We start from the raw sequence: 13,410 nt of genomic DNA, 5'->3' as shown, positions 1-13,410 counted from the left end.
TGTCAGCCATCGTTCTCACTTTCCTGCGTGCGGGCTTGTCTTTGCGGCCGCTCGTCGGGCTGCACGCTCGGTCAGACGCTGCATAATCGGTTGCGGAATAACTTTCATCGCCAGCACCATCGCCCGCTGGGCCGTAGTCAATGGGTAGGCTCCACCCCGCATCGTCCCCCGCCGAGGGATGCCCATCACCAACCGCGATATGTGATGCATACCCGCGGACGGGAGAATCCGATTAGACGCCAACAACATCGACGCATCGGGACCAACTCCGCGCCGCCGGAACGATGCACGGTCCTCCAAGGCCTTGACCAGACCATCGGTGAATTTCTGCGGAGGCCGGGCGAGGCTGACCGCGAAACGCCCACGCGAGTTGATGGTGTTGTGCAACCGCGCATACGGGCCGTTGAGATCACGATCATCGGTGGTGCCGGCGTCAGTGATGATGTCCGTGTCGTAGACCCCCGACACCAAGATGGTGACGCCGAGGCCGAACGGCGCGATCTCACCCGCCATCGATTCGCCCCACCGTTCCAACGCACCCTTGGCCGCCGAATACGGGGCGATGCCCGGCTGACCGCGCACGCCGCCGGCGCTGGACACCAACACGATCCGGCCCTCGCCAGCGGCCCTCATCGACGGCAACAGCGCCTTGGTCAGTACCACCGGTCCCATCACATGAGTGGCGAACATGTTCTGCCACAACTCAATATCGGTCTCCTCAACCATCCCGGCAGCGGAGATTCCGGCGTTGTGCACGAGCGCGTATGGGGCTCCGACGGTCTCTTCGATCGTCTTGGCAGCAGCGGTGATCGACGCGGTGTCCATCAGATCGAGTTGGACACCGACGAGTCGGTCGTCATCCACGCCGGCTCCTGTCGCCTCGCGCAACAGCGGCATTGCTCGTTCAGGGGTGCGCATCGCCGAGACCACGCGCCACCCCTCGCGATAAAGGCGCGCGGCTGAGGCGAACCCGAGCCCACGAGAGGCACCGGTGATGACGACGGTGCGCGGGTCAGTCATCGGCCGTCCGCATTCTCGGACGTACAGCGATCACTCTCCGAACCCAGCTCGACATCGGTGTTGCGGAATGGCCCCTGCTGCCAGGTGGCCCATTTTCCGACCGAGTACGGCCCCTCCGCGCCGTTGGCACGGTAATACCCCTGCGGGTCATACACTTTGGCCTCGGGATACGGCCACGGGCACGCGACCGAGGTCGCCAAACCGCTGGCCTTGATGGCCCAAAACCAGCCTCCGTATGCGAAGTACGCAACGTTGGTGATCGCGAACATCACCAGGAACGTCCCGAGTACCGGCTTCGTGGGGAAGAGTTTGGCCTTGGCAGCCAGCTTCTCCGCCACCGACTTTCCGGTGTCATCGCGGTACACGAGGATGGCGGCCGGGATCATCACGAACGTCACCGAGAGTGACTCCCAGATCAACGGGAACTGGAAGGTGGTTCCCGTGAAGACCGATCCCCAGGGGATCACCTGGGCGTAGATGTACAGGCCGGTGTGGACCGCGCCAATCTCGAGTGCGGCGTCAAACACGAAGCCGATCACCAGCACCAGCACGCCCAGACTGATCAGCGGGTGCCGACTGACGAATGCTTCCGGCCCGCGCTTGGCCTGCATTTTCCGAAGAATCCAGACCGCCGGGAAATACGGGCCGAAGTAGAACAAGACGTAGCCGAACACGATGAACGGTTCGACGGTCGGCGACATCATGATCAAGTACCAGTTTTCTGGCCAGTGCAACAGATCCGGGTTGTACACCGCGTACGGAGCCCAGTTCATGATCGGGTCCTGCCACACGATCAACGTGGTGCAGAGGAACATGAGCATGATGGGGCTTCCCGGGTTGCGCCGCCAACCGCGCACGAAGATGACAACCAGCGCGATCAGACCGACGACCGTGCCGACCTGGATCGGAGTAATCCAGTCGATTCCGAAGAGGAACTCGACCGGACGCGGCCTACCTTCCGTGTTCGGGTTAGCCACTCGTGGATGCAGTTCAGTGCGCGAAACCGCAATGAACAAGCCGGTTAAAGCGAGCAAGCCGATGCCGGCGAGCCACGAGCCCCAGTTAGTGCGATTAACCCCTCCGCTGCCAGGCACCTGATCCTTGGTGTCAACCAAGTGCGGCGTAGGTCTTTCGATACTCATGCGTTACTCCTCACCAAACCGCGCGACAAGATGCGAATTGACGCCGTCGGCGTCAAGCGTGCGAGCCACTAGGTACCCCGACCCCATCCACGCGCGGCGCGTCCATTTGCCCAGTGAGACGCGAGTGCCTGGCGCTCCAGAGGCGGCGGGCATCATCTTCACCCGTTCGAGCGCCTCCTTGACGCCGCGAGGGCTTAACGGATGCGCATCGGCGAATGCACGCACGAGGGTCGACGCCACATCATGATTGACAACGGAAACGCAGTATTCGGGTCGGTTGCCGTATTCCGCCTGATAGCGGTCCAGAAAATTTTGCCCGAGCTGGTTGGCCTCATCGTACTGATCGACACCGACCCAACCCATGAATGCTTTCCACATGATCGGGTTGATCCACGCGTTTTGAAATGCAGTAGTCGTGAATCGCGGCGGATCCCAGCCAACGGCCTCGAGTGCCGGATTGATGAAGACGATCCCGAAACCGAACCCGAGATGCACGATGGCTTCAGCCCGCGCCTCGTACAGAGTGCCCACCGCGGCACCGATGTCCTGCGCCGTCTGCGCAATCGGCGCCTCCGCCACGATACGAATTCCCTTGCGTGCGCAGGCGCGTCGTAAGTTGCCGAGGTAAGTCTCGCCAATCAAATTCTGTTCAACTAAGACGCCGACCGTGCTCAAACCCTTCTTCGCGATGAGATCGGCGAGGAAGATCGGTTCGTCGGTCATAGACCCTTGGGGGAAGGAGAACGTCCACTCGCCCAGCCAGTCGTCTGTCCCCGTAACACTGATCGCAGGCACTTTGAAGCGTTCCTCGATCGCCTCGCGTGTCGGAACGACGTTGTCGGTGATATTTGGCCCAAAAACTACGAGGCAGCCTTCGTCAGCAAGTTCACCGTAGGCATCGATCACCGCCTTGACTGATCCCTTTGGCAGTCCCTCCACTTCACGGTAGATCACCTGCACCGGACGATCTATGAGCCCTTGGTCAGCCGCCTCGGAGAAAATCAGGTCGAAGGACTGGACGAACGATTCCAGCAACTCCTTCGGAAAATCCGCCGCAAGCGTGAAGTCCATCAAATAGCCGACCTTTATCGGCTCTGCAGTGCTCTCGTAGGACATACAACCTCCTCGTACAGGAATCTTGGATTACGGCCTAGGGTGCGAATCGCGATATGACTGGCTCGTTGTCGGTTCAGCAATCGCCGAGAACAATGTTTCAGCCTGCACACCAGAAGATTTCGACGATGACTGCGAGATTGGTCGACAGCCATTCGATGGTCGCAAGGCGCGAGACGCCAGCCGAGAACGTGATATCCCAAAGCACATTGCTGGAGTCATGTTTCAAGTACCAGTCCCGACAGATCGTCGTTCGATCGCCAACCTTCCAGCAGCTTCTCGAAGGCGTAGTACCCAAGGCCGTACAACTCGCCGGTATATGATCGCGGCCGGAGCTCACCTTTCTCGTCGGCGATCTCCTGTCCGTCATTGTTGAAATATCCAGGCGTGCATTCTCGGATGAACGCCGAGGTATCGATAGCCACATCGCGGACGTGGTCGACATAGGTTTCCTGCGCCTTCAAACTGGGCTCCACAGCAGATGCACCGCGTTCGAGCGCCTGACTGATAATCCAGGCGATGTGTTTGCCCTGATTGTTGAACGTCTCGGTCGTCGAGGCGTTGAAGCCACCTTGAAAGAACCCGATGTAGAACTGATTTGGAAATCCGTGCGTCATCACGCCGTGGAAAGTCCGAAACTCGTGCGCCCACTGATCATAGAGAGATCGACCACCACGGCCAGACACCTTGTCGATCCCCCACCGCCGCTGAAGGTCACTGGTCACCTCGAAACCGCTGGCGAAAATCAGGCAGTCGATCTCATATTCCGTGGACTCGTGGATGAATCCATGGCTGGTAACGCGCTCAAGACCTCGCGTCGGCGATACGTCGAGAAGCTGGACATTCGGCAAGTTAAACGTTGGGTAGAACTCGTCGCTCGAAGCTGGCCGCTTGCACATGTGCCGATACCAGGGTTTCAGGATCGCTGCTGTCTCTTGATCTTTCACCACTGCGTCGACCCGTTGCCGAAGCCGCTCCATGACTCGGTAGTCCATCATTTCGCGCTTCGCCAGGAATTCCTCTGGCGACTCCGGCCAGCCTGTCTCGTTGAACTCAGCAGAGAGGTTGCGATTTATCTCCGTCCAGATGTCGCAAATCTGGTCTTGTTCACCCGGCATCAAGCCGTCTATCGCTGCGCGGTGAAAGTTCATTTGGCGTTCGCGCTGCCAACCAGGCTGCAGCGTGGCGAGCCAGGCTGGATCTGTAGGCGTGTTATGACGCTCGTCGACGGTAGAAGCAGTGCGCTGGAGAACGTACAACTGCTTGGCGAACCTGCCTAGGTAGGGCACCGCCTGGATAGCCGAAGCGCCTGTGCCGACGATGGCTACGCGTTTGTCGCGCAGATTGTCGAGGACTGGCTCCTCTTGGCTTCCACCGGTGTAGTTGTAGTCCCATCGCGCGGTATGAAAAGTCTTGCCCTCGAAGTCGTCGAGGCCCTCGACGCGGGGCACCTTTGGAGTGTTGATCGGCCCGAGCGCCATCACAACGAAGCGAGTCCGGAGGTCATCGCCGCGATCGGTCGCGATACGCCACCGATTGATGGACTCATCCCAGCTCAACGCATTGACACATGTGTGGAAAAGTGCCCCTTCATAGAGGTTGAATCTGGTTGCGACTCTCTGGCTGTACTCGCGTATTTCGAGTCCGTCAGCGAACTTCTTCGATGGGAAGAACTCCATCTCCTCCAAAAGCGGTAAATAGCAGTACGAGTCGTTGTCACAGGAAAGCCCCGGGTAGCGGTTCCAGTACCACACGCCTCCGAAGTCGCCCGCCTGCTCAATGATCCGGAAGTTGTCGATACCCAACTTGCGCATGTGATGGCCGGCCAATATGCCGGCCCAACCACCACCGAGGATTGCAACATCTATCTCGTCGGTAATTGCCTGCCTTGGCAAGCGCGGCATGTGCGGATCGCTGTAGTCGATTGCTGGTGTTGCCTCCGCCGCCGGCGTGTATTGCTTCTGACCGTCGGGACGCAGGCGGCGGCTCCGCTCTTCGCGATACCTTTGACGAAGGGCCGGAATGTCGACATCCGATTGATCCGGCAGCTGCGTGGGTTCACATGTCATCGGCGCGGCCTCCCTCGGACCGGGGAACGAAGGTCAGGGGAAGCTTCTCCATCGCCAGCAAGGCAGCGTTGGGTATGTACCGGATGTCCTCGACCGGTATCGCCAGACTGAGATTGCGCAGGCGCCGCGCCGTCTGCTTTGCTGCGACAAGTAGCTGCATGCGCGCAAGCGATACACCCAGGCACAAATGCACGCCTGCCCCGAACGTCATACTCTTACGGATGTTGAATCGACTCGGATCGAACTGACGCGGGCATTCAAATACCGATTCGTCGTCGTTAGCCGAGGCGAACAGGACCAGTAGGTGCGCGCCCTTAGGTAGCGCCTTCTGTCCCAACATCACCGGCTCAGTGGTCACCCGCGAGAGCGCTCGCACCGGCGGCTCGAGACGTAGAAGTTCCTCGACGAATCGTCCCATCAGCGAGTCATCTTCAGCGGCATCGTAAAACTGCGTGGCGATATCCGGGTTGGTCGCTACCTGAAAAAGGATGTTGGAGAACGCCGTGGACATCGAATCATGAGTGTTGATAAGAAGAGCTCGAGCGGTTGCGACTAACTCCTCGAAACTCAGAGGCTCCTCGTCAGGTATTCGTGCGGTGATGATATCCGAAAGCATGTCGTCTTCCGGATCGTCCATTCGTCTACGAACAAGCGCGATCAGGTAGTTCTGCATCTCTGCAAGCTCATGAGCCGCACGGATCATGTCTTCCCGGGTATTCGTGAGGCTGAACTGCGATAAGTACGCGCTGCCCCAACGCTTGATCGTGCTCATGTCCAGATCGTCGACCTGTAGTTGCTGCATGCTGAACGCGATCGCCATCGGCAACGCCAGTTCGTGCAACCCGTCTACTTCGCCACGCTCGGTGAATGTGTCGATCAGCCCGTCAACGAGCTGTTCAAACGGTGGCTCAAGGGATTTCATTCGCTTCCTGCTGAAGGCTTGAGACAGGAGCCTGCGTACCCGAGTGTGGCGGGGTGGGTCGATGTTGGCGACGTCGGGGAAGAAACCGCCGCCCGTTTGTTCAAGGATCTCCTTCATCTCATCGAGGTGCCCATGGGCCATCTGTTGGTAGTAGCCGAGCTCTTGGGAGAACACGACCGGATCTCGCAGCACCGCTTCGAGATCCTCATGTCGTGACACCAGATACATCCCGAGGTCCTTTTCGAAGTGGACCGGGGCGTCGTATCGGAGCGTGCGGTAGTAGGCGAACGGTCTTTCTTGAATTGCCGGATCGATGAACGACACCCCGTCGAGAGAATCGAGGCGCTCGGCGCCGACCGGGCACCCACTGGCTGCAGTCATTCCTTCTGTCATCACAAGCTCACCCCTCTGCCATCAGTTGTTGGCAACTGCACTCGGTCGCGTACAAGACGGCTGGCCTTTCGCATCCCATGTATTGGGGCCGACGCCACGCTGACGTAGCTCAGCTTTAATAACGCGCAGGGTCGCTTGAGTTTTCGGGAGTTCGTCCACGAACTCGATATAGCGAGGAACCATGAACCGAGCCATCCGAGTCCCAAGATCCTCATGCAGATCCTGCGGGCCGATCGTGGACTCAGGACGCCTAACAGCGAATAGCAGGATTTCATCTTCGACGCCGTCGGCGGGTACCGCTACCGCGGCGCATTCAACAATGTCCGAATTGCGAAGCACGTCCGCTTCGACCTCGAACGACGAAATATTCTCGCCCCTGCGTCGGATGGCGTCTTTCAATCGATCGACGAAGATGTAGTCACCAGGCGGTGTGCGAACAAGCGCGTCACCCGTATGAAACCAGCCGTTGCGCCATGCGGACGCCGTCGCACTGTCATTATTCAGGTAGCCCGCGTTCATCACCCACGGCACGCGGGAGCGCACCACACATTCGCCCGCTGTGCCATCGGCGACTTCATAGTCGTTCGCATCCACCAGGCGAACTTCGAAACCGGGATAGCCCTCTCGAACTCGGCCGACGGTGCGACTATTCGTTGGGTTCCAACCCGACCTTATAGCGACGCCGCCCTCCGTACTGTTGTACACAGTGCAGATACGGACTCCGAATCTCTCGCTGAACTGTTGATAATTGGAGCCGAGGGGCGCCATGAATAAGTTCTTCAAAGTCGTTGGCCCCGCCGGGCTATCCGGATACCTCAGCAGCGCATCGGCCATCGATCCGACGAGCATCGCGGTTGTGATTTCGAAGCTGACGACATCGTTCCAAAAGCTGAAGAGAGCGAAACGCGGCCTCATGACCACTTGTCCGCCGACCATAGCTGCGTTGTAAGGAATCGACTTCGAACCGAAATGGGCATGCGATGTCGTGCAGTAGAAGATGTCCGCCGGTGTAAGGTCCTCGATCGGAAAGGTGCCGGAATTGATCGCGTGCAGTTGGCCCCACGGCAGCCTGACCGCCTTGGAAGGCCCAGTGGTTCCGGAGGTGTAGGTGATACAGGCGATATCGTGAAATGCCGGCACCCTGATCCGATCGCACGCAGCTGCCATATCCAGCCTGAGAGCTTCCGGGTGGGTGACGCCAGGCAGGGACGAGCTCTGCGCAAAATCGTCGTCTACGCCGTCGAGTACGAGTACTCGTCTGACCGTCCGCAAGTCTGCGGCGACGGTTTCGACGACACCGACGTACTGTGCAGACAACACAAGTAACTCCGGAGCGCAATTGTTTATCGCGTAGGCGAGCATGCGTCCACGGAATTCCGGGTTCGTCGCCGCATCGACCGCACCGATACTGGCGAGACCGAGCCAAGCAGCCATTGAGTCCAGGCCTGCGTCAAGGATGGTGACGACGACGTCACCGGGACTGACGTCGAGCGCCAAAAAGCGTGCCGCCCATGTGCTTATCAATGAGTTCAGTTCACCCCAGGTGGCGGATGCACCGTCCACTGTGCGTATGAACACCCGATGTGGATCCGACTCCGCCATGCGATTGACGATGGCGGGTAGCGTTTCCGATGATGCCGATATCACGCGTACTTCCAGAAAGCGCGCATCATCGAGATCTTTCCCGCATCATTGAAAGTGAAGTGATCGACAAGTGGGCCGACATGCTGCATCGCGCCCTCGCGTGTCACCACGCCCTGCAGGATGGCGATCGCTTCATTACCGCACACTATGACGTCGCGCTCGAGCCACAGCTTCATCGGCGAAAGGTCAGTTACCAACTGCCAGAAGGCTGTCCGCAGACTCTCGATACCGGTGTACGTATCTACCCCAACGGGATCTTCCAGAACAGTGTCATCGGCCCAAAGAGCCAACCAGCCATCCTTATCGTGATTGCTCAGCGTCTCGCAGTGCGCGTTGATCGCCGCGACAATCGCGTTGGTGTCTGGCATTTCTGTTCCCTTCTAGCAGTACCGTCGGCGGAAGATGAGAAGTTCACACCTTGCTGACTTCGTCATCCCAGCCCATATCACGTTCTTGTACAGCGGCTCTCACGCCCTTCTCGTGAATCAGCCTGAGGTGATGCTCCTTTGCGATTGCCGCTTCCGCACTCGGAACGTATGGATCCCGACCCACATCAACCATCGCGGACAGGCCAGCCGCTTCGTACAGGCGGTGCGTTCCGCGTTTATTGGCGACGAGATCACCGGTTTCCATCCGTGCTATCTGCTCTGCGAAGCGCATCGCTACGTCCTCTTCCTGGCCGAGCGCGACGACTCTGTTCACGTAGAACAACCGATGTGCCGTCTCCGCGTCCAGCCAACCCCCGGTCATCCACAGCTGCTTCATGACGCGGATAGGGAAGTGGAAGGGCATCAACGCATAGGGGCCGTATGGTGCGCCGACGCCGACCCGGGATTCTTCCCAGCTGAAGCGGGAATCATCCGCTGCGATAACGACATCGGCCGCGAGCAGGAATGTGTTGGCGTGAGGCCCCACGAATCCTTTGGTCGCGGCTACAAGACCCTTTGTGAAGCGCCACGGTGGAAGTAGATCGCCTGTGTGAACCCAGTACTTGTCCTGGATCGTCGCCGGCTCTTGCCCGCCGATGGTTTCGGCCGCGACCTGTTGAATGTCATGGCCGGAGGAGAAGTTCGGGCCTTCGGCCGTCAGGACGACGCACTTGATGTCGTCCATCCGGTCACAGTCTGAGAGAACGGAGTAGAACTCCTTCTCCATAGTGCTATTGATGGCATTCATCTTCTCGGGTCGGTTCAGGCGAACTGTGACGATGCCCGCCTGGCGTTGCACCTTGAGACATGCCATCTCAGTCCAGTGCGTTTCATGCATCACGCGTCTCCCTGTGAGGTGTATCGACTGAGGCGCTCAGCTCCGTTCTCAGCCACGCGGAAGACCGAGCACTTGCTGAGCGATGATGTTTCGTTGGATCTCAGATGTACCTCCGGCGATGGTGGCTGCGATACCGCGGGTGTAGCGCTCGAAACTGCTCGCGAAGTACTCGTCGTTGTTCATGTGTTGGTATCGGCCGGTCACTGGATGCAATAGACCGTGAATCCCCGTCGTATCCAATAAGACATCGGCGGCTCGTCTTTCAGCCTCAGAGCCGAGCAGCTTTAGCACCGACACAGACGACGTATCCGCCTCCCCGCGCGCAGCGCGGGCCAGGGCTGCTGACCCCATAGCGCGCAAAGCGTGATAATCCATGATCATCGATGCGTATTGGTCGCGCTGGACAGAAGTGCGTGGCCGGCAGTCTGCGATCAGGTTGTCGAGCCGATCCGCGAACAACAGCCACATCATGGTTCGTTCGTGGCCCAACGACGCGTTGGCTACCCGCCAGCCCTGATTGAGCTCGCCGACAAGGTTTTCCGCTGGGACGCGAACGTCGGCGAAGAACACCTCGTTGAAGTCGAGGTTGTCTTGGCTTGCCACGTCGGCGAAGGGGCGACAGACCAGGCCCTGGGTGTCCCTGGGGATGACCAGCGCGGAGATACCCTTGTGTTTCGGCACGTCCGGATCGGTGCGCACGAAAGTCAGCAAGAAGTCGGCGTGGTGCGCTCCTGAAGTCCACACTTTTTGACCGTTGACGACGAACTCGTCGCCTTCACGGACGGCCCTCGTGCTGAGCGAAGCAAGGTCAGAGCCGGCGTTGGGTTCGCTCATCCCCAACGAGGCCGTCATTTCGCCGCGTAGCACAGGTACCGCCCAGCGCTGCTTTTGATCTGCTGTTCCGAACGCGATCAGCGATGTTGCGACTATGTTCACGCCCTGCGGGTTGAAGCTGTGAAAGATTCTCCGTCTGCATAGTTCGTCGAGATGCACGAACTGCTGCAATACAGTCGCGTTGCGACCCCCGAACTCCGGCGACTGGGCGGGTAACAACCAGCCGTTGTCGAACAGCAGGCGTTGCCAATCCCTGGCCCACTGCGGCATGTGGGACACCGATTGTGGACGTTCGAGCGTCTGCGCCTCGGTCGGCAGGTTTTCGTCGAGGAATGCGGAGAACTCTGCGCGAAAGGCTTCGACGTCTTCATCAAAAGTCAGCTGCACGATACTCCTTCGCGATGACCGCGCGATGCTCTGCGGCGCCGCCGAGCATCAGTTCCCCCGCCTTGGCGCGCTTGATGGCGAATTGCAGGTCGTTTTCCCATGTAAGTCCCATGGCGCCAAAGCACTGCATCCCATGTCTAACTACTCGCGACTGTGCCTCTCCTGCAGCCACTTTCGCCATCAAGGACGCGATCCGGCGCCTCGGGTCATCGGCCGCGATGGTCAACGCGGCGAAGTAACTCAGCGCGCGCGCCCGTTCGATTGACACGTGCATATCGGCAGCTTTATGCTGAATGGCTTGAAACCATCCGATCGCCACCCCGAACTGATGACGCTCCTTTACGTGCTCGAGCGCCATCTCCAGAATCCGCTGGCAGGCACCGACCGTGTGTATCGCCATGCCGGTGAGTGCGACATGCTTGGCACGCTCCGTGTCGCAGGCAATTCGGTCCTCATCGCTTACCCGAACTCCATCAACTATTAGGTCGACCACGTGCAGCCCGGGGTCGAATATCGCGGCCCGTCGGGATGCGACACGATCCGAGTCGACAACGAAGACCCCAGCTTCAGTGATGACCGCAAGGTGTTGCGCCCGGTCTGCGTCGAGGACGAACCGAGCGGCACCGTCGAGCTGCCATCCCAAGCCATCGCGATGCGCGGTGACCCCGTTGTAGACCGCAGCACCCGACTGTTTGGGGTCGAACTGGTCACCCACCAGGGGCGCGAATTGGGTGGTGGTCGCCAAAAAGGACGTTGGGTCACTCGCTCGCCCCAGCTCTTCGAGTACCAGGGCGAGCTCAACGAAGCATTCCGCGCTCGTGAGCTCCGTCCAGCCTTGATCGCAATACCACCGCCACAGGGGACCATCATCGGAACCGCCCTCCGCGATCGCCCGAACGAGCGACGGTGGGCACTGTTTCGTCACGGCGTCCTGGACCGTTTCGCGCCAGAGACGCTGGTCAGCGTCAAGCTCTAGAAGCACTCCAGTCCCGTCGTCGTCGAAGATGTCGAACGAGAATATCGTTCTCATTTCTTGAAAGTCAACGTGCGCGATTCTTGACAACCATCATAAACAGATAGCAACATCCATGATTGACGGTTTGCGTACATCCATGGTTCCGAAGGTGAGAATCACGATCGACATGAGGGCGTTCGCAGATCGACACCGTCTTCGCGGTAGCGGCGCACTAGCCAGGCAGGAGCTTAGATGCAGTTTGCTACAACGCTACGTACGCTACGCGCGGCCGACGCCCGCCAATCGGGTGCAACCGCACCAACATGCGCCGCCGATCGGGGGTTCTACAGCCCGCACGCCTCAGCGCCCTACCGCCGAAAACGGAAGTCCGTCTTGCGCCAACCCGGCCGCCGTCGTCAGTTTCACTGTCAATCGCTGAGCAGGAGATGACCATGGCCAGGAAGCCAGTCCCCGATACGTCGCAAGTCGAGCTTGATTTGTCCGACGTCGATCACCGGGTGGGAAAACCTATCGGCGGCGGCCAGCTGTGGGACCCATGCAGTTCTTCCGACATTCGCCGTTGGGTGATGGCGATGGACTACCCCAATCCGCTTCACTGGGATGAGCGGTTCGCCCGCGCTTCCAAGTTCGGCGGCCTTATCGCACCACAGTCCATCGCTGTCGCTCTCGATTACGGGCACGGGGCAGCCCCGGCATGCGTCGGGCACATTCCGAACAGCCACCTCATCTTTGGCGGAGAGGAATGGTGGTTCTACGGCTGCCCGGTGCGGCCGGGAGACAAGCTGTTTCAGGCGCGCCGGTTCCACGACTACAAAGTGGTTGAAACTAAGTTCGCTGGTCCTACGATGTTCTCGCGCGGTGACACCACCCACACCAACCAGAATGGCGTACTTGTCGCGCGTGAGAGATCGACCGGAATCCGCTACCTGGTCGAAGAAGCGACCAAACGGGGCATGTTCGAGAACCAACTCGGCGAGATCAAGAAATGGACGCAATTCGAACTGGAGGAAGTCGACAGGCTTCGACGCGATTGGATTGAGTCGAATCGGCTTGGCGTCTCACCGCATTTCGACGAAGTCAAAGTGGGCGACACGCTGCCACGTCGTGTGATCGGCCCGCACACCATCGCGACCTTCACTACTGAGTACCGCGCGTTTGTCTTTAACATCTGGGGCGGATTCGAATGGGTCGCACCACCCGGCGTCGAAGATCCTTGGATCAACCAGGATCCGGGCTTCGGCAAGGACTTCGCTTTCGACGAAGAAGACGCGTTCATCGATCCACGAAAACGAGACGGCCTTTACCTGGGACCGTCGCGCGGCCACATCGATGCCGATCGCGCTAGTGAGGTCGGTATGGCACGCGCCTATGGCTACGGTGCAACGATGGGCGCCTGGTGCACTGACTATCTGGCCTACTGGGCCGGCCACGACGGAATGGTCCGCCATAGCAAGGCCGACTTCCGTGGTCCGGCTTTCGAAGGCGACGTGACCTACTTCGACGCCGAAATCATCGGCAAGCAGGCCGAGTCGTCGTGGGGGGTGCCACTCGTCCAGGTGAAGTTGCGTCTGACCAACCAGACCGGCGAAGAACTCGTTGACTGCACAGCCGAGGTCGAGCTACCGATGTGACGAGGTCGCAAAA

General features: G+C 59.4%; 11 protein-coding genes. 1 reads left to right on the top strand and 10 read right to left on the bottom strand.

Annotation, left to right across the window (positions count from 1 at the left end; all coding sequences use genetic code 11):
- Nucleotides 1-15: 15 nt before the first annotated feature.
- From A5651_RS12675 to A5651_RS12630, 10 genes are all read right to left on the bottom strand, one after another.
- Entirely contained in the window at nucleotides 16-1,020 is a 1,005-nt protein-coding gene (locus tag A5651_RS12675; RefSeq protein ID WP_066980633.1) for an SDR family oxidoreductase, read from the bottom strand.
- Nucleotides 1,017-2,162 carry a spirocyclase AveC family protein gene (locus tag A5651_RS12670; RefSeq protein WP_066980630.1) on the bottom strand — a complete coding sequence of 382 codons (1,146 nt, stop codon included), beginning with the start codon at nucleotides 2,160-2,162 and terminating at the stop codon, nucleotides 1,017-1,019. The genes A5651_RS12675 and A5651_RS12670 overlap by 4 nt, the downstream gene beginning before the upstream one ends.
- A gap of 3 nt (nucleotides 2,163-2,165) precedes the next feature.
- Complete coding sequence (locus A5651_RS12665; RefSeq protein WP_066980628.1) at nucleotides 2,166-3,278, bottom strand: ABC transporter substrate-binding protein; 1,113 nt, start codon at nucleotides 3,276-3,278, stop codon at nucleotides 2,166-2,168.
- 215 nt (nucleotides 3,279-3,493) lie between these two features.
- Nucleotides 3,494-5,344, bottom strand: a complete 1,851-nt coding sequence (locus tag A5651_RS12660; RefSeq protein ID WP_066980625.1) for an NAD(P)/FAD-dependent oxidoreductase — start codon at nucleotides 5,342-5,344, stop codon at nucleotides 3,494-3,496.
- A complete protein-coding gene (locus A5651_RS12655; RefSeq protein ID WP_082943738.1) occupies nucleotides 5,334-6,659 on the bottom strand; it encodes a cytochrome P450 in 1,326 nt (441 codons plus the stop codon). Before A5651_RS12655 ends, A5651_RS12660 begins: the two co-directional genes overlap by 11 nt.
- 21 nt (nucleotides 6,660-6,680) lie before the next feature.
- A complete protein-coding gene (locus A5651_RS12650; protein ID WP_082943737.1) occupies nucleotides 6,681-8,261 on the bottom strand; it encodes an AMP-binding protein in 1,581 nt (526 codons plus the stop codon).
- 41 nt (nucleotides 8,262-8,302) lie between these two features.
- On the bottom strand, nucleotides 8,303-8,671 hold the full coding sequence (locus A5651_RS12645) for a nuclear transport factor 2 family protein (protein WP_066980617.1): 369 nt from the start codon (nucleotides 8,669-8,671) through the stop codon (nucleotides 8,303-8,305).
- 43 nt (nucleotides 8,672-8,714) lie between these two features.
- Entirely contained in the window at nucleotides 8,715-9,569 is an 855-nt protein-coding gene (locus A5651_RS12640) for an enoyl-CoA hydratase/isomerase family protein (protein WP_066980614.1), read from the bottom strand.
- A gap of 48 nt (nucleotides 9,570-9,617) precedes the next feature.
- Nucleotides 9,618-10,790, bottom strand: a complete 1,173-nt coding sequence (locus A5651_RS12635; protein ID WP_066980610.1) for an acyl-CoA dehydrogenase family protein — start codon at nucleotides 10,788-10,790, stop codon at nucleotides 9,618-9,620.
- The gene (locus tag A5651_RS12630; protein WP_066981184.1) at nucleotides 10,774-11,772 is read right to left on the bottom strand and encodes an acyl-CoA dehydrogenase family protein; all 999 of its coding nucleotides are present in this window, start codon (nucleotides 11,770-11,772) and stop codon (nucleotides 10,774-10,776) included. The genes A5651_RS12635 and A5651_RS12630 overlap by 17 nt, the downstream gene beginning before the upstream one ends.
- A 425-nt stretch (nucleotides 11,773-12,197) precedes the next feature.
- On the opposite strand from A5651_RS12630, the gene A5651_RS12625 reads away from it, so the two are divergent.
- Entirely contained in the window at nucleotides 12,198-13,397 is a 1,200-nt protein-coding gene (locus tag A5651_RS12625; protein WP_066981178.1) for a MaoC family dehydratase N-terminal domain-containing protein, read from the top strand.
- Nucleotides 13,398-13,410 lie beyond the last annotated feature (13 nt).

The organism is Mycobacterium sp. 1274761.0 (genome assembly GCF_001668615.1).
GTDB lineage: Bacteria > Actinomycetota > Actinomycetes > Mycobacteriales > Mycobacteriaceae > Mycobacterium.
Note: the sequence above shows the minus strand (reverse complement) of the source record. Positions and strands in the feature narration are given on the sequence as shown.